The sequence below is a fragment of the Synechocystis sp. PCC 7509 genome, from assembly GCF_000332075.2.
Lineage (GTDB): Bacteria > Cyanobacteriota > Cyanobacteriia > Cyanobacteriales > Chroococcidiopsidaceae > Aliterella.
The window spans coordinates 4,003,795-4,020,763 of record NZ_ALVU02000001.1; the positions used below are offsets into that span (position 1 = coordinate 4,003,795).

The 16,969-nt window shown below is 42.8% G+C and carries 19 protein-coding genes; 7 read left to right on the forward strand and 12 right to left on the reverse strand.

Annotation, left to right across the window (positions count from 1 at the left end; all coding sequences use genetic code 11):
- The first annotated feature begins 9 nt into the window (after positions 1-9).
- Positions 10-1,158, forward strand: a complete 1,149-nt coding sequence (locus SYN7509_RS0219985) for a DUF58 domain-containing protein (protein ID WP_009631418.1) — start codon at positions 10-12, stop codon at positions 1,156-1,158.
- Positions 1,159-1,224: 66 nt separating this feature from the next.
- Positions 1,225-1,590 (forward strand): ferredoxin thioredoxin reductase catalytic beta subunit, encoded by a 366-nt coding sequence (locus tag SYN7509_RS0219990; protein ID WP_009631419.1) that lies wholly within the window; start codon positions 1,225-1,227, stop codon positions 1,588-1,590.
- Here SYN7509_RS0219990 and SYN7509_RS0219995 read toward each other — a convergent pair.
- On the reverse strand, positions 1,580-2,683 hold the full coding sequence (locus SYN7509_RS0219995; RefSeq protein ID WP_009631420.1) for a Gfo/Idh/MocA family protein: 1,104 nt from the start codon (positions 2,681-2,683) through the stop codon (positions 1,580-1,582). The genes SYN7509_RS0219990 and SYN7509_RS0219995 overlap by 11 nt on opposite strands.
- A gap of 63 nt (positions 2,684-2,746) precedes the next feature.
- A complete protein-coding gene (locus SYN7509_RS0220000) occupies positions 2,747-3,526 on the reverse strand; it encodes a response regulator transcription factor (protein ID WP_009631421.1) in 780 nt (259 codons plus the stop codon).
- Positions 3,527-3,972: 446 nt separating this feature from the next.
- Between SYN7509_RS0220000 and SYN7509_RS0220005 the strand changes: the two genes are divergently transcribed.
- The gene (locus SYN7509_RS0220005; protein ID WP_009631422.1) at positions 3,973-4,227 is read left to right on the forward strand and encodes a DUF6761 family protein; all 255 of its coding nucleotides are present in this window, start codon (positions 3,973-3,975) and stop codon (positions 4,225-4,227) included.
- Positions 4,228-4,327: 100 nt separating this feature from the next.
- Here SYN7509_RS0220005 and grxD read toward each other — a convergent pair whose 3' ends face one another.
- From grxD to grxC, 6 genes are all read right to left on the reverse strand, one after another.
- Positions 4,328-4,651, reverse strand: a complete 324-nt coding sequence (grxD, locus tag SYN7509_RS0220010) for a Grx4 family monothiol glutaredoxin (RefSeq protein WP_009631423.1) — start codon at positions 4,649-4,651, stop codon at positions 4,328-4,330.
- 41 nt (positions 4,652-4,692) lie between these two features.
- The gene (locus SYN7509_RS0220015; protein WP_009631424.1) at positions 4,693-4,929 is read right to left on the reverse strand and encodes a BolA family protein; all 237 of its coding nucleotides are present in this window, start codon (positions 4,927-4,929) and stop codon (positions 4,693-4,695) included.
- A 44-nt stretch (positions 4,930-4,973) separates the two neighbouring features.
- Entirely contained in the window at positions 4,974-5,594 is a 621-nt protein-coding gene (locus SYN7509_RS31085; protein ID WP_009631425.1) for a hypothetical protein, read from the reverse strand.
- Between the two features lie 155 nt (positions 5,595-5,749).
- Entirely contained in the window at positions 5,750-6,466 is a 717-nt protein-coding gene (locus SYN7509_RS0220030; RefSeq protein WP_009631426.1) for a lysophospholipid acyltransferase family protein, read from the reverse strand.
- A gap of 97 nt (positions 6,467-6,563) precedes the next feature.
- Positions 6,564-7,046, reverse strand: a complete 483-nt coding sequence (tadA, locus tag SYN7509_RS0220035) for a tRNA adenosine(34) deaminase TadA (RefSeq protein WP_009631427.1) — start codon at positions 7,044-7,046, stop codon at positions 6,564-6,566.
- Positions 7,043-7,342 (reverse strand): glutaredoxin 3, encoded by a 300-nt coding sequence (gene grxC / locus SYN7509_RS0220040; RefSeq protein WP_009631428.1) that lies wholly within the window; start codon positions 7,340-7,342, stop codon positions 7,043-7,045. The genes tadA and grxC overlap by 4 nt, the downstream gene beginning before the upstream one ends.
- Before the next feature lie 190 nt (positions 7,343-7,532).
- Here grxC and glpX point away from each other — a divergent pair, with 190 nt between their 5' ends.
- Together glpX and SYN7509_RS0220055 are read left to right on the forward strand one after the other, a co-directional pair.
- Positions 7,533-8,570 carry a class II fructose-bisphosphatase gene (gene glpX, locus SYN7509_RS0220045; protein WP_009631429.1) on the forward strand — a complete coding sequence of 346 codons (1,038 nt, stop codon included), beginning with the start codon at positions 7,533-7,535 and terminating at the stop codon, positions 8,568-8,570.
- 381 nt (positions 8,571-8,951) lie between these two features.
- The gene (locus tag SYN7509_RS0220055; protein WP_009631430.1) at positions 8,952-10,235 is read left to right on the forward strand and encodes a glutamyl-tRNA reductase; all 1,284 of its coding nucleotides are present in this window, start codon (positions 8,952-8,954) and stop codon (positions 10,233-10,235) included.
- Between the two features lie 78 nt (positions 10,236-10,313).
- Here the strand turns inward: SYN7509_RS0220055 and SYN7509_RS0220060 are convergent, their stop codons facing one another.
- Complete coding sequence (locus SYN7509_RS0220060) at positions 10,314-10,715, reverse strand: ExbD/TolR family protein (RefSeq protein WP_009631431.1); 402 nt, start codon at positions 10,713-10,715, stop codon at positions 10,314-10,316.
- Positions 10,699-11,352, reverse strand: a complete 654-nt coding sequence (locus SYN7509_RS0220065; RefSeq protein WP_009631432.1) for a MotA/TolQ/ExbB proton channel family protein — start codon at positions 11,350-11,352, stop codon at positions 10,699-10,701. The genes SYN7509_RS0220060 and SYN7509_RS0220065 overlap by 17 nt, the downstream gene beginning before the upstream one ends.
- 259 nt (positions 11,353-11,611) lie before the next feature.
- Between SYN7509_RS0220065 and SYN7509_RS0220070 the strand changes: the two genes are divergently transcribed.
- A complete protein-coding gene (locus SYN7509_RS0220070; RefSeq protein ID WP_009631433.1) occupies positions 11,612-13,237 on the forward strand; it encodes an energy transducer TonB in 1,626 nt (541 codons plus the stop codon).
- On the opposite strand, the gene SYN7509_RS0220075 is transcribed toward SYN7509_RS0220070, so the two are convergent.
- Positions 13,224-14,096 (reverse strand): M56 family metallopeptidase, encoded by an 873-nt coding sequence (locus SYN7509_RS0220075; RefSeq protein WP_009631434.1) that lies wholly within the window; start codon positions 14,094-14,096, stop codon positions 13,224-13,226. The genes SYN7509_RS0220070 and SYN7509_RS0220075 overlap by 14 nt on opposite strands.
- A 2-nt stretch (positions 14,097-14,098) precedes the next feature.
- Positions 14,099-14,515, reverse strand: a complete 417-nt coding sequence (locus SYN7509_RS0220080; RefSeq protein ID WP_009631435.1) for a BlaI/MecI/CopY family transcriptional regulator — start codon at positions 14,513-14,515, stop codon at positions 14,099-14,101.
- Between the two features lie 256 nt (positions 14,516-14,771).
- Between SYN7509_RS0220080 and SYN7509_RS0220085 the strand changes: the two genes are divergently transcribed.
- Positions 14,772-16,880, forward strand: a complete 2,109-nt coding sequence (locus SYN7509_RS0220085) for a TonB-dependent receptor plug domain-containing protein (protein WP_009631436.1) — start codon at positions 14,772-14,774, stop codon at positions 16,878-16,880.
- Positions 16,881-16,969: the final 89 nt, after the last annotated feature.

Sequence of the window (16,969 nt, forward strand, 5' to 3'; positions counted from 1 at the left end):
CTACCAATTATGAGTATTGCCAACCGTTTTAACAATTGGCTAGAAACTTACGCCGTTAAACCGGATTATAGTGGCTGGGTATTAGCTGGGGTAGCAATATGTTTTTTTGGTGCAGCGATAAATACTATGGCTGGGTGGCTGTACGTAATTAGTGGCTTAAGTTTTGCGATTTTAGGCATAGCCATTGTCTTACCAAAACGCGCTCTAAGCGGAATTTCTATTCGTCGCCAATCTATTCAACCCGTAAGCGTTGGGGATGAATTAACTATTGAATTAGAAATAAATAACCAAACATCTCAACCAAAGACTTTATTGCAAATCCAAGATATTTTACCTTTTGTTTTGGGAAACCCTGTAAAAACAGCGATAGAGGTAATCGCCCCGAAAACTTCCTACCATTGGGTTTATGGGCTACGTGCGTCGCGCCGGGGGGTGTATCTGTGGCAAAATGTGGTACTGCGGACGGCGGCGCCTTTGGGTTTATTTTGGTGTCGGCGCGATCGCCATTCGACCGCCAAAGCGATCGTTTATCCTCATGTATTTACCCTCACTCACTGCCCTTTAATCGATGAAATTGGACTTGAAGACAAGCTGCAAGCAGACAGTCAAAAGCGCTCCCAGTCCTCCAATTCTGGCATTACCCGCAGTTTGCGCCCTTACCGCATGGGGGACGCTATTCGTCTAATTCACTGGCGTACTAGCGCCCGTTATGGCGAACTAAGAGTACGAGAACTAGAAGTAATTACAAGCGGACAAGAAATAGTGATTTGTTTAGATAGTGGGGGATCTTGGCAAAGTGATAATTTTGAACAAGCTGTGACGGCGGCGGCTTCTTTGTATTTTTATGCAGTGTTAAAACAGTTGAATGTAAAATTGTGGACGGCGAGTACAGGATTGATTAGAGGCGATCGCACAGTTTTAGAAGCTTTAGCTGCAACAAACGCCACCGAAGACACTATTAATAGCAATTTGCCGCCTTATCCCTTAATTTGGCTAAGTGAAAATTCCCAAACTCTAAATAGTCTTCCTCCTGGTAGTCGCTGGGTACTATGGCTTAATAGTTCTCAAACTTCCAACTTAGAAAGTCGCCAGTTACCAGGGTTAACAATTCAAGCAGAACAATCGCTGCAACTACAATTACAAAAACCCTTAATTTGACTGACGTGCGATCGCATCTCCGCTAAAATGCTTAAATAGCAATTCCCCCTAACAAGCACTTTTACTATGGATTCAAAAGAAAATTCCAAACTATCCACCGATAAAAATCTCGAAGCCATGTGGCAATTTTCCCAAACTTACGCCAAACGCACGGGAACTTATTTTTGCTCCGAATCTTCAGTAACGGCGGTAGTTATCGAAGGACTTGCCAAACACAAAGACGATTTGGGCGCACCTCTATGTCCTTGTCGCCATTATGAAGACAAAGAAGCCGAAGTCCATGCTACCTTTTGGAATTGCCCTTGCGTACCGATGCGGGAGCGTAAAGAGTGCCATTGTATGCTGTTTCTTACCCCAGATAATGATTTTGCTGGCGAAAAGCAAGATATATCTCTAGAGGAAATTAAAATTGTAAGAGAAACTATGGGTTAAGAAAATTAGTTAATTTTGGTACGTCTAACCAACGGCGAGTTTGGTGGGATTGATGGGCAATATCCATCAATAACTGACTGTAGACTCCTTCTTTTAAGGAGGGTGGGAAGGAAATACCGCGATCGATTGCTTGTACCCAATTGTCTACAACGCGAATAAAAGGGGCAATGCGTCCATCAGTATAGGTTTGTTCAAACGCTAGACGCTGGGGAATTTCTAGTTCCGTTAAAGGTTCTCCAGCCAAGCTTGCCCAGACATGAAACCCATGCACGTAATCTTTTTGATTATTGCTGCCTAATACTAACGTACCGCGATCGCCATAAACTTCCACCCAATGCCCCCGTCCTTGGTAAGTACAGGCGCTAATAGTAATCTGGCAAGGAACACCGTTAGCAAGTTCTAGCATGAGCATACAGCTATCGTCAGCATCCACAGGTTGCATTTTACCAGTGCGATCAGGGCGCAAACTTACGGCGGTACTTAAATGAGCGCACAATCTTTCTACATCGCCAAATAGCCAGCTAATATAATCAAAACTATGAGAACCCAAAGCACCCAACGCACCCCCGCCTAAATCTCTCCGGGCGTACCAGTTCCAGGGCTTTGTAGCGTCGGCGCGGCTAGGAACTAACCAATCTATCTTTATTAGGCGTTGTTGCCCTACGTAGCCTGTGGCGAGGAGTTCCGCTAAATACTGCCACGCGGGGACAAACCGAAATTCAAAATCCATTGTTGCCACAACGTTCTGTTTTAAGCCGATGTTATATAATTCTCGTGCTTCCAAAGCCGATAATGTTGTCGGTTTTTCTAGTAATAAATGCTTTCCTGCTTGCAATACACTTTTTGCCATTTCGTAATGCAAAAATGGCGGCGTAGAAATACTCACAGCTTGGACTTCTTTTAAACCAACAACTTCCTCAATGCTGGTGCAAAAGTGAGGAATATTATGAGTTTGGGCAATACTTTCAGCCTTAGCGCCATCTTGGTTATAAACGGCGACAACTTGAATAGATGGATGTGCTTGCAAGCCAGGAATATGAACTTTTTGACCGAATCCCGTACCGACTACAGCTACATTAATTGGCGATCGCATAGATTGACGTTAGGGCAAGAACAATCTATATTTTGAACCTCTAAGGCCGCAAAAATGCAATGTCTAGCGCTGATTTCTGACGACGGTAGGTTGAAAATTTTTAAATTGAGTAGTGGTTGGCTGATAGGTCACTTCATAAGCAGCCGAACTTTTAGACTCGATTGCTTCTAGATTGAACCTATAACCGACATTACGCACCGTTTGCACTATACTCGGCGATCTAGCATCTATTTCAATTTTTTTGCGTAACGACAAAACGTGAGTATCAATAGTCCGGGGGTTGTCGATAGCATCGGGCCAAGCGCGGCGGAGCAATTCAGAACGACTCAAAGCTTCTCCATTAGCTTGAGCTAGTACATACAATAAGCTAAATTCTTGGGGAGTTAAATCTACAAATTCGCCTTGAAAGCGGATGCGGCGCTGGATTAGATCGATTTGCAAAGTACCGTAATCTAAATAAACCGGAGCTACAGGAGTTCGTTTGCGTCGCAACAGGGCTTCGACTCTTGCCATAAACTCTTGCATTCCAAAAGGTTTAGTTAAATAGTCATCAGCCCCCGCTTGCAAACCTGTAACTATATCTGCTTCCGTATTTCGCGCTGATAGCATCAAAATTAATGGTTGTTGTTGCAACTGCAACCACCGACAAAACTCTACCCCGTCACCATCCGGTAAATCGGAATCTATTACTACTAAAGTCGGTTGCTGGGTTAAAAATATTTCCCTACCTTGAGTTAGATTAGCGGATTGATACATTCGGTAGCCTAGTTGTTGTAAGTGCCAACTCAATAGACTTCGCAGATGCGGATTACCTTCAATAATTTCTATTGTAACCAAACCCACAGTTTACATTCCTTTGCGCTCTCACTCATCAACATAACAAAGCAAGCTCGTAGGTTTTGTAACCATCGTTACTCCTAACTACTGCTTTGCTGTAAAAGCGCCTACGGGCAAAAATCCTGTAGGCAAAGATTATTTACCTATAGGAGAAAAAGAAGCGGATTAGGGCTGAAAATCTTTAGTTAACTTAGGATTAACCCTAGGGGCATATTTTATAACCAGATTTATTTGATTACAATGTATTTATGTCACTAGCGCGATCGCTCTAGTTTCTGCTTAACTTTTGCGGTTAATCATTTTAGTTTTGTTGGCTGGTTGTTTTAGTAACAGGTAATTTAATAGAATTAGCTTTCTCTATATAATTGCCAATAATGTGAAAAAATTAAATACAAAGGCGATTAAATTTTCCCTTATGTACCATTTAATATTCCTTTACTCAATTTTTAATTATGTTACAAGACACTCAAACTATCCGTTTTTATCAAAGATTAACCGATGCTTTAGTTGAATTATGGCAAAGGGGTTATCGCTCGGACGATTTGCGTTTATTTCTAGATGGTTACTTAGCAGCTTTGCGCCAAACCCAAATAATTGAGCCTTATTTAATTCACCGTTTAGAAGAAGAAGCAACGCGATTTCTTTACGATCCTTTTAACTTTGAAACGCCGCTCCCCCAAACAGAAGCTGAATCTGATTACTATTAAATGTGGTTTTGAGAAAAATTCATAATATTTTTTTAATAATTAAAAAATCCCCAAGACTTTAGGTAGTCTTCTGGGGATTGTTAGTATTTAGACAAACTTTTTAAGAAGCTAAAGCAACTTCCACCATCTGCTGTAAGTCACCTTTTTGGTACATTTCAATTAAGATATCCGAGCCGCCGAGAAATTCACCATTAACATAAACCTGGGGAATTGTGGGCCAGTTGGAATACTCTTTGATTCCCTGCCGTATTTCATTGTCCGCCAAAATATCAACTGTTTCAAACGGTACTCCGAGGGTACTTAATATTTGCACAACATTATTAGAAAACCCACATTGAGGCATCAATTTGGAGCCTTTCATGAAGACGACAATTTTGTTTTGCTTAACCAAATTATCAATTTTTGTTTGTAATTCTGGAGTCATAGTTTTGTTTTTTTGCTTTGTAGGGCTTGTGTCCTCAGCAATCAAGCTTGAGGAATAGAAGTTTTTATTGCCAAAGCATGGATAGCTTCGGAAGACATAGCTTGATCCAACGCCTGATAAATTAACTGGTGCTGTTGCACCAATCCTTTACCGACAAATTGAGATGAAATCACTGTAACTTGATAGTGATCGCCACTACCTTTCAAGTCTTGTACTTCTACTTGAGCATCGGGAAGACGCACCTTAATCATTTCCTCAACTTGCTGCGGGCTAATCATTACAGTTCCTTAAATATATCGCTGCTCAATACTTTTTAATTTAACTACTTATTTGCGGAGTTGGCAGGGCGATCGCTACTAGGATTACTAGCACCGCCACTGGTGGGAAAAGGAGCATCTACAAATCCCAATTCAAACAACTGTTGATAAGCTTTTTTGCCTAAGTCTCGCGTCGGGTTTTGACTGCGGATAATTTGGACTAATAAAGGTACAGCCAATTCCGGCTGATTTTGCGCTCGATGCACCAAGGCTAGTTGATAGGTAGCGTCATCGCGCATTTGGGCGGTGTCTAAAGCTTTTTTGCGCTGGCTGTCTGCAAGTCGATTATCAATCCCAGAAAAGCTAGTAGCTAATTCTTGATAAAAATTCGATACTTGATTAAAAACCTGACGAGCATCTTGGAGTTTTTTAGCAGCTAAAGTATAGTTTTGGGCAGAAACGGCGGAATTTGCTTCACTCATCAAGCGCTGTCCTCCTTGTACGCTCAATACGCTATTATTTTGAGCATCAGGACTCAGAATATTTGGGCTTGTGGGATTGATTGGTTGCTGTGGTTTCACACTTTGAGCATTAGCTGGTACTAGCATAAATAAAACCAATACCGACGAAAAAAAACTTAAATGAGTGTAACGGGGCAAAAAGCGAACAGTTCCAGCAGATATCATGGCGTAACTGGGTACAGAGAGAACATCGAACTAATCAAAACTTTGGGTATCTTAACTCTCATTGGTATTTTTACCAAATTTGCTTTACCCGTTCAAAGTTTATGGACAGAAGACTCAATTAATTCCCTATTAGTTCCTCTCATGTTAGCAAAACCTTAAATTAAAGTTTTGAGAGCATTTTCTAAATCAATGGTTAATTGTTTCGCACTTTGCTTCACCGAACCTAAGTTATAGTCTGCCACTTTTAAGGGAGAGCCAATGCAAATAGAGACATCAGTACCCCACTGAGGATAACTTTGGCTATATTTAAGACCAATGGGGACAACTTGCACCCCAAGACCAGAATGGGTTGTTTCGGCGCTTACAGCTAAACGAGCAAGTCCGGGTTTGAGGGGATGAACCGCACCATCGCGAAAAATATTACCTTCAGGAAAAATCACTAGCATTTCTTGTTGCAACAGTACCTCAACGCCATGACGCAAAGTGCTAATGGACGGACGGTCGGTATTGACCGGGAAACCACCCAAGCGGCGCACAAACCAACCTTGAAGTCCTGATGCTTCGTTGGCGGACACCATAAAAGTTAAATCTCGCCCTGTTACAGGGCGACCAGTTACCGCCGGGACAACCACCGCATCCCAGCGAGAACGATGAGTTGGCGCAAGGATAACAGGTCCTGTAATTGGCAAATTTTCTTGTCCAGAAATCGCAATTTTGCCAAAATGCAACGGTAAAACAATCCGACACCCTAAAAAGTACGCCAACGGTGCTAACCAAGGGGAAACCCTGGAATTAATGGGCGTAGAAAGAGCAACTTCTTCAGTGCTAGTTTTTGGAGTGTTTAGAGATTGGGGTTCCATTTGCGTCATCATAATGGCTGCGGACTTACACTAGATTAATTTAAACGTAAATTTTCTAATAGTAATTGTCTCGATTAATGAGGACACTTTAAGAATTGGGAATGGGTAATTACTTAGACATTCTTTTTTGAGCAAACCATGCTTGCAGTTGCTGGCGACAGTTAGATTCTAAAATACCACCTAGTACCGCTAGGCGATGGTAAGAGCAAGGGCTATCGGGAATATTGATTACAGTGCGAATAGCGCCAGTTTTGGGGTCGTCTGCACCATAAACTAGCAACTTTATTCGTGCTTGGATAATCGCCCCCGCACACATTGGGCAAGGCTCTAAGGTGACGTAAAGCGTGCAGTCGTTGAGATGCCAAGAATGCACGTATTGACCAGCCAATCGTAAAGCGATAACTTCTGCGTGGGCTGTGGGGTCATTGTGCCGCTCTCGATAGTTTTGCGCCTCGGCGATCGCATTGCCCGTTTTATCCACCACAATCGCCCCTACAGGTACTTCTCCGGCATCGCCTGCAAGCTCGGCAAGAGAAACCGCCCGTTGCATCCAATATTTATGCTGTTCGTAAGGTGGGGCAATTTGACTCATGCGCTTTGAGCCAGTAAATTATCTAACTGATCTTGGGAATTAAGCTGATACAAATCGTCACAGCCGCCTGTATGTTGGTTATTAATAAATATCTGCGGGACGCTGCGTTTACCGTTAGAGCGTTCTGCCATTTTGGTTCTAGCTGCTTCATCGCCATCAATTTTGTACTCCGTAAAATTTACACCTTTCCACCACAACAGCAATTTGGCGCGGATGCAGTAAGGGCAAGTTTGCCAGGTGTAGATTTCTACATTGGCTTTGATGCGTTCGGGATGGCGGTTAAGAAAATCTAACATTGGTTTTAGGGGATGGGAAATATTTATATCTCAATAGTAGAAGCGATCGCTCTTTAACCAGAGCAAAATTACCTTAGCAGCAAAACTTAACACTGATTGAGGCAATACTTTTTATAAGAGGTATCCGCGCTTTGGTAGACTTGAAGACTGAAATCGCCAAACTTCATCGGTAGTTTAGAGGACAGACTTCGTGGAAAATACATTAGGGCTAGAGATCATCGAAGTAGTAGAGCAAGCAGCGATTGCTAGCGCTCGATGGATGGGTAAAGGTGAGAAAGATATTGCCGACCAAGTGGCTGTAGAAGCCATGCGCGAACGGATGAACAAAATCTATATGCGGGGTCGCATTGTAATTGGCGAAGGCGAACGCGATAATGCTCCCATGCTGTACATCGGCGAAGAAGTAGGTATTTGTACCCGCGAAGATGCTAAAGCATTCTGCAACCCAGATGAACTAATTGAAATTGACATTGCTGTTGACCCCTGCGAAGGAACTAACTTAGTTGCCTATGGTCAAAATGGTTCCATGGCAGTTTTGGCTATTGCCGAAAAAGGTGGCTTATTTGCCGCGCCAGATTTTTATATGCGAAAGTTGGCAGCACCTCCAGCAGCTAAAGGTCATGTAGATATCAATAAATCCGCCACTGATAACCTCAAAATTCTTTCTGAGTGTTTGAATCGTGCGGTAGAGGAATTAGTCGTAGTTGTGATGGATCGTCCCCGTCATGAAGGTTTAATTAAAGAAATCCGTGATGCAGGCGCTAGAGTTAGGCTAATTAGCGATGGCGACGTTTCTGCCGCTATCTGCTGCGCCTTTGCTGGGACTAATATTCATGCCCTTATGGGTATTGGTGCTGCTCCCGAAGGTGTAATTTCTGCCGCCGCAATGCGTTGTTTGGGCGGACACTTCCAGGGTCAATTGATCTACGATCCAGAAGTAGTTAAAACAGGTTTGATTGGTGAAAGTCGCGAAGGCAACTTAAATCGATTAAAGGAAATGGGTATTCATGACGCAGATAAGGTGTATAACGCTGACGAACTAGCTTCGGGCAATACCATATTGTTCGCTGCTTGCGGGATTACTCCTGGGACTTTGATGGAAGGTGTCCGCTTCTTTGGTGGCGGTGCTAGAACTCAAAGCTTGGTCATTTCTAACCAATCCCAAACAGCACGTTTTGTCGATACGATTCATCTATTCGATAACGTCAAATCGCTGCAACTACGGTAAGAGGTAAAAGGCTAGGTAGGCATGAGGACAATCTCATAGCTTCCTAGCCGACACTTGGAGGAGACTTGACATCCTCTCAGCGATAAATCGACTGAGATTCCCAAGCCTCACGACTTGAGTTTCTGTTTCTTTCCCTTTCGGGTATTTCGCAACTGCCTCCATGCTTAAAAAAGCACTTTCTGGTCTTATGTTCGCTCGGCAGACTTCGCCTTTCGGCTCCCGCAAGCCCTGCGGTAGTTGGCAAAAGAAGTCGTGGTTTTCAACCTCTTTTATGTATATTTCAACACATCTGTTATTAAGAGTCAAAGGGAATAAGTTCCCTCATGTCGCTTCCCTCTCAGCGCTAAAGCGACTGAGTTTCCCACATACCGCGAGGTTTTTATGAATATTGCTGTCGTGGGGTTAAGTCACAAGACTGCTCCGGTAGAAATTCGAGAAAAGTTAAGTATTCCAGAACCACAGATGGAAAGTGTGATGGCGCAACTCTGTAGTTATCCTCACATTGAGGAAGTGGCGATACTTAGCACTTGCAATCGTTTAGAAATATATATTGTTACTCACGAAACCGAGCAAGGGATTAGAGAAGTAAATCAGTTTTTATCAGAACATAGCAAATTGCCGATGTTGGGGTTGCGACAACATTTATTTGTGCTGCTTCACGAAGATGCTGTCATGCACTTGATGCGAGTAGCGGCGGGGTTGGATAGTTTGGTATTGGGAGAGGGGCAAATTCTTTCTCAAATCAAACAAACCCACAAATTAGGGCAGCAGTACAACGGCATTAAATCTATTCTTAATAAGCTATTTAAACAAGCAATTACGGCAGGTAAGCGCGTTCGTACCGAAACAAATATTGGTACGGGGGCGGTTTCTATCAGTTCGGCGGCGGTGGAACTTGCACAGATAAAGGTTCAAAACTTGGCGGCTTGTCGGGTGACAATTATCGGTGCGGGAAAGATGTCGCGGCTACTGGTACAGCATTTGTTGGCTAAAGGTGCGGTAGAAATTACAATTTTAAATCGATCGCGCGATCGGGCGGAAGAATTAGCCAAGCAATTTAGTCAAGTTACTTTGCAAATTCAACCGATTTCCGAAATGATGGCGCAAGTAGCAATGTCCGACTTAGTTTTTACAAGTACCAATGCCACTGAACCATTACTAGATCGCGCCAAACTAGAAGCAGCTTTAGAACCCAATCGTCCATTGATGATATTCGACATTTCCGTGCCGCGCAACGTACATGGAGACGCGAAAGAGCTAGAAAATGTCCAAGCATTCAACGTGGACGATTTGAAGGCTGTAGTCGCCCAAAATCACGCCAGCCGTCGCAAGATGGCAATGGAGGCGGAGAAGTTGTTAGAGGAAGAAGTAGTAATTTTTGATAGTTGGTGGCGCAGTTTAGAAACGGTTTCAACAATTAGGTCTTTGTGGGATAAAGCCGAAGCTATCCGCGAACAAGAGTTAGAAAAAGCTTTGTCTCGCCTAGGTTCGGAGTTTGCCGAGAAGCATCAAGAAGTCGTAGAAGCTCTGACGCGAGGGATTGTCAATAAAATTCTTCACGATCCGATGGTGCAATTAAGAGCAGAGCAAGATATTGAGGCTAGACGGCGGTGTATGCAATCTTTGCAAATGCTGTTTAACTTAGATGTGCGCGAAGCTATATAAAATTTAGTTTTTAATATTACCCGTGTTGCTAATGGCAGCACGGTTTTTTTATCGAGCGATCGCACACTAAATTTTTATTTAGGGTTGTTTAGTGGCGATCGCCAGTTTTGCTCCTTCTACCCGCCGTAGTTTGTCCATCACAGCAATTACTTTACCGTGATTTACTTGTTCGTCAGCATTCAAAATCACTACAACTTCTTTGCCTGTAGGAATCAACACTTTAACTTGCGATTCCAAAGTTTCTAACCTAGTAGGTTTGCGGTTTAAAGCCAAATTTCCCTTGGCATCAATGGTAATTGCGATCGGCGTAGATTTTTGAGTTTGGGCTGTTCCAGCCGTAGGCAAATTTACAGGCAAACCCTCAGAACGAGTTAGTTGCAGTGTAGAAATGATGAAAAATGTCAAGATTGCAAAGATGACATCAATCATCGGTACAACGTTTATTTGCAATGGCATTTCTGGTTCATCGGGTAGACGCATAAGTTACCTCTTGACGATTGTAAAAGCGACGGTGCAGTAATTCTAACTGTCCGCCGTATTCTTGAATCCGCGCTGTTTGTCTTAGATATAAGCCTCGAAATGTATTGGCAAATAATAGCGTAAAAATAGCAACTACTAAGCCTGCGGCAGTAGAAACTAGCGCCTCGCTAATTCCGGCGGTAACGCTTGCGGTGCGGCTACCTCCCACATCGCCGATGTTGAGAGAAGCAAAAGAAGCAATCAATCCCAAAACAGTACCGAGAAGACCTAGAAGGGGCGACAAGCTAATAATTGTATCAAAGATGTTGCTGAACCTTTTTAGTAATGGCAACTCTGCTTGTGCCTCACTTTCTAAAGCCAGCCTAAATTCATCGGGGGTTGGTTGTTCCAATTCTAAAGCAGCAAGAAAAATTCGCGCCATTGGCAAATCGGCATTTTGCTTCAGCTTATCTACAGCACCAACAATATTTTCATGACGATAGAGGTTTAATACATCGCGGATAGCTCGGTTTTGACGCTTGTTAATTCGCACCCAAAAAACTATCCGCTCAATAATTAAAGCAGCAGCTACTACTGAAAATCCTAGCAACGGGAACATTACCACGCCACCAGCAGCAAATAGATTTTTTATTTCCATTTATATAGTTACTAATAAATAAAGAGGCTGTAATTATTAATTGCATTGCTTATTATAAATCAAACAGATTTTAACGTCAAAAGACACGTTGTCAAACTTAAGTATAAAATAGCCAAAAAGCTTGCCTAACAATGTTTAAGTAACTAATTAAAAATATTTTAGAAATGAATAACTTCTAAAAAATATAATAGTTATTTGTTGAATTTTATTAGGTTGACGTACTAGAATAAACAGATTAATAATAAATTAGAATTAGTTTATGAGCTTGCCGCACCTAGCTGTCGAGCAGCGAAAAAAAGAAGCAAAAACTCTCAATTGGTTTCTAGCTTTCAGTCTAATTGGCTCTTTAGCTTTGCATATTAGTGTGCTGGTGGGATTAGGCAAGTTTTTGAGTAAAACGCCAATAATCGAAAATGAGCCGATTGAAATTGCTATTGTAGAACTGCCTACGCCGCAAAAGTTAGAATTGCAACAAAAAACAGCAGCAAAGGGTAGTTCTGGAGCGGGAAATAATGGAGCGATACTTAGCAAGTCTGGAAGTAGCTCAGGATTTGGCGTAGCTAGTCGTGGTGGTGGTGCATCTCAAGGAAAATCATCGCCAAAAACAATTACTCCATCAAACTCATCAATTGCCGCAAGTACAACGCTCAAAGTTGCCCCAGTATCACCAAATTTATCTCAAAAAAGTTCTAGGGTATTCTCTGCACCACTACAGAATCAAAAAATTAAGTTAGAAAGCGTACCAGCAAAACCTGTAATCCCATCAGAAATTGTTACTCAAGCAAAACCTGTAACTACTTCTTTACTGATTCCTGTAGCTAAGGTTAAACCTGCGCCAGTAGATAGAGCTAAAGAGCGCTCATCGCAAATTCAGCAGCTAAACAATCAAAGATTAAATAGTTTGTTAGCAAAGGCAAAAAGCGCTAGAGATCAAGCATCAGCGATACCCAATTCTGGTGTAATAGCGGCTCAACAAGCTAAAATTGTCGCCAATTTAAGAAACCAAGCAGGGGGAAAAGTTGGAACTGGCAATAGTACAGGCAATGAATTGAGAAGTAGCGGTACAGGTAATGGAAACGGCGCAGGTAATGGAAATCGCACAGGTATAAGCGATCGCGGTAATGGAAACGGTACAGGTACGGGAAACGGCAGGGGAAAAAATAACAACGTACAAAGTGGCTCCACTGTAGCAACAGCAAGAAATACAGAGCGCCAAACATCCACCAGCGAAAACAATCGTAATTCTTCAACTGCAAGCTCGTCCGGTCGCTTGGCTTGCCGCACCTGTAGTAAGCCCAAGTACCCAGAAAATGCCAGAAAGAGAAAATTAGAAGGCAAAGCAGAAATTAGCGTTGATGTTGATAGCAAAGGTAATGTGACAAACGTTAGACTTGCCCAAACTAGCGGTCACGCCGAGCTAGATAAAGCTGCCGTCGAACAGGCAAGAAACTGGAAATTTAACGCCCCAAATGGTGCAGTACAAGGCGTTACCGCCAAAGTTGACTTTGCTATAGAAGGCTCAAAGAAGTCGCGTCAAAACCGAGAGCGTCGCCGCCAAAAAGTAGCCGCCCGAAAAAACCCCGTTGCTAGGAGTCAAAATACGCGAACTCCACCACCCAATATAACTAAAAGACCATCAAATACGGCTTTAGGGCGAAGTCTTCGCCGTCAATCCACCACCCCCCGACGGCGCGTCGATACCTTACCGCCACGTCAAACTTTTGACCAACCCCAACGCCGACAACAATCGGTCAGTCAGACAAAACTGCGAAATACTTTAAGGCGATCGCCACAAAGAGCCACTTCACCAAATCAAACCAAACTCAGGCAATCTTTACGTCTATACCAGCAAAAATCATCAACACCCAATTCTAATGAGCCGTAGCCGCCAAATGAGCGCAAGTGTGAAACGGTACAGCCAACAAAGGTAAAAGCGCCAACAACAACCAACTCCAAGACCAAAAATTAGTTGGTTGCTCCTGGGATTTTGGGGCTAACAGCGCCTCTATTCTTACAGAGGTGCGATCGCGTACCACCGCACAACTAAAAGCCGCACAGCTATCGGCAGGTAAGGACACCGTACTTACTACTTGCAATAGTGATTCTGCCAAAAGCAGAGGATCGACTTGCTGTGCCGCCCAGCCATCGGCTCTAATTTCCCGTAACAACAATAACTCTTGCCACAACGCCTCTGTATGAGGTAGCCAAGCCGTGTAAGAGCGCACCCAGCCGAGCCAAAAAAACCAAAAGGTATCGCGATAATAGTAATGACCTTGCTCATGCTGAAAAACCGCCTTTAAATGCTCGTTATCTAAAGTAGCTAATAGACCTTCCGTCACCATCAATTCTGGCTGCCAAAAGCCTACTAAAGCACTAAAAGGCAGAGGATTCGCCACAACGCGACTGCGCTTGCCTAGCAAGGTAATTTGAGGACAGGTACGCAGGCGTTGCTGCGTCTGCCAACTTTGATAAGCTAACTTCAGTAAACTGATTACAGCTAATCCCAACAAACTTGAAACAATTAAGTAACTAAATCGTCCCTGCCACTGCCAAAACATCGGCTTTTCCTCAGCTCCCATGTACAGCACTGAAACCGCCGTCATTGTTAGTAGTAAAGGTGGTAAAGCAAATAATGATAGTACCTGATGCCAGCACTGATTCCCACTGCCTTGAGCGTAAAAAGGAGCTTTATATCGCCATAACCAAGCTAAACCTAAAGCAGTCAGAATCATCATTAAGTGCATGGCTATTCCTCCCTAGCTTTACGGGCATCATCAATTCGCATGGCGATCGCCTGCAACTGGTCTACACTTGCTCTATCGAGATTATCGGCAAAGGCTGCCACAATTTCCGGGCTACCTACAGCTAAAAATCGGTGTAAATGTTCTTGGGCTTCTATTGCCTGCGCTTGCTGCTTGGTGACGGTTGGTCGATAATAAAATGCTCGACCTTCCTTATCGCATACCAACCAGCCTTTTTTTGTCAGGCGATTTAGCACTGTAGTTACCGACGTATAAGCCAATTCTCGGTCTGGATCGGACAATATGCGATCGTGTATGTCTTTGACAGTCGCACAACTAAGTTGCCAGACTATATCTAAAATTTCTGCCTCCAATGGGCCAAGGGATAATTGTTTGGGGCGGTAATTGGGTAGAGCAGTCACAAAAGTTTAAACCTGACCATAATGTAATTTTTTAGCTACTAATAATTTAGAAGTTGCCAAACCTATAGTTTGACAGCCTGTCTTTTGACACCATCAGCTACTTTATCTAATTTAATATAAGCAGCGACTAATTGAATAGAAAAATAGGGATTTTTTGCACTAAAGCCTTCACTGCAATAATTAGAGCAACTTCCCAGCTTTGCTATGGTTAATATTATTTGGCTGCCAATAATTGACTATTATTTAATTAATACAAATGAAACTATATTTTTTTTTACTTAACATTACTTTAATTAATTTTAGTTTAATGTCTTATGCTGTCGCCGAAACCAACCCAAAAGATGTGGAAGGCGATCGCAAACTACTAATTCAAAAACTAAAATCTGCCACCAGTCAGCAACAAAAAGCTGTCGAACTAAGGAAAGTAACTTTTCCCTCTACCAAAGCCGAACTATTAGTTCAGCAACCCGATTCCATAGGTGAGGAATTAGAAACCGAGGAAACAGAAGATGATAACGAAATTCTTGTAGAAGTAGAAGGACAACAAGATACCTTTACTCCAACTTCTGCGCCAGTTTACCAAATCACAGAGGAAGAACTTATTAGGCAAAACCCTAATAGTTTATCGGAAGCTTTACGGGGATTGCCGGGATTTGCAATTAATGACTTTGGTTTTGGTGCAGATATCCATACAGGAACATACTTTCGCGGTAACTCCATTAATCAAACCGTATATTTGCTTAATGGTAGACCAATCAACACCAATATCAACACCTATCACGGTGCTACAGACCTTAATAGTATTCCCGTAGGTGCAATTGAACGAGTGGAATTGTCTAGCGGGACAAGTTCTACTTTGTACGGTTCTGAAGCCTTTGGGGGAGTAATTAATATTATTACCAAGCTTGGTCAACAAACACCTACTTTCAAAGCCTCCGCAGAGTTTGGCGAGTTTGAACAGTCGCAATATCGGGCTAGTTATGGCGGTTCGGTAGGTACTGTAAGGTTCAATGTTGGCTACGAAGAATACTCTGCCGAAAACCGCTACCGAGTGCCGGAAGGCTCGGTAAATCGCGATGCTGAAGGATTTTTATTTAATGGCGATACTGCAACTAGCAATTATTTCGGTAGTTTAGGAATAGATGTAAATTCGCGCAATACTCTAAGCTTGGATGCTTATAAAATTAGCAGTCGTAGAGGATTGCTTTATTTTGGTTTTCCTTTGCAAAGAGACAGACTCGACCATGATGTATTTAATGTGGGTTTATCGTGGAAAACTTTGCTCGGTAATAGCGATGACTCAGTGCTAAATACTACCCTTTCCTACAATCAAGATTACTTTAATACCTACGGCCCAACACAAAACATTTATTACCGCACCGGAACGCTCAATTCTCAAGCAGTTAGCGCTAGAGTAGACCACGATTGGCAACTAACTGCAAATAATACTTTGCGCTGGGGAATAGATTTGCAATCAAGGGATCTAAATGGTGATGTATTGAGCAATGCTCCCAATCGCACGACTTTAAATGAATCAGAAACTAGAGATAGGTTTCATACCGCGTTATTTGCTCTAAACACCTGGCAAATTAGCAATACATTTCAAACCGATTTGGGCTTAAGACAGAACTTTAGTAGTGAATTTGGCAGCTATTTAAACCCCAGTATTGGGCTGCGATGGGCCGCTAGTCGTAATATTGCTTTACGTAGTAGTTGGGTAGGTGTGCAGCGCAATCCGGGCTTAGATCAGTTGTATGTTTTTGATACCGTTCATAACTGGCTACCCAACAGGGACTTAGATCCAGAAACCGGATCGTCTTGGACTGGCGGGGTAGACGTGCAACTGTCACCTAGTTTAACTGGGCAGTTTACATATTTTGGTAGTAGTTTAAGCGATCGCCTCGGCATTCAAAACGGGCAATGGGCAAATATTGGGCTAGTCAAAACTAACGGTTTGGAAGCGGCGTTAAAGTGGCAAATTAGCCCCCGGTGGTCAACGTTTGTCAACTACACTTATACCAATGCTAAAATCAAATCTGGGGCGGAGGAAGGGTTGCAATTAGGCTTAGTTCCTTACTCGGTAGCACAATTAGGCGTTGGCTATGGTTCGGGAGATTGGCAAGTTAATTTGTATGCTAGTTACTTTGGGGGAGCGCGGCGAGCTTTCTTTAATAACCCTGGAGAAAGTAGTACAGATTTTTCGCCCTCTTTTCTCAATTTAGACCTAGCAGCGCGAGTACCTGTGTATAAAAATATTGGTTTGTCGCTTTATCTAGAAAACCTCGCAGATGTACAATATGAAAAATCTAATCGCATATATCACCCTGGGTTAACTTTCCGCGTCGGCCTTTCTGCCAATTTTTGAGTATCTCAAACAAAAACTAGGCGTGTTGCGGGTTAAAGGGCAGTTAAACTGTACCTGTAGACCCGTTTTGGTGTCTAGCAGCAGTAATT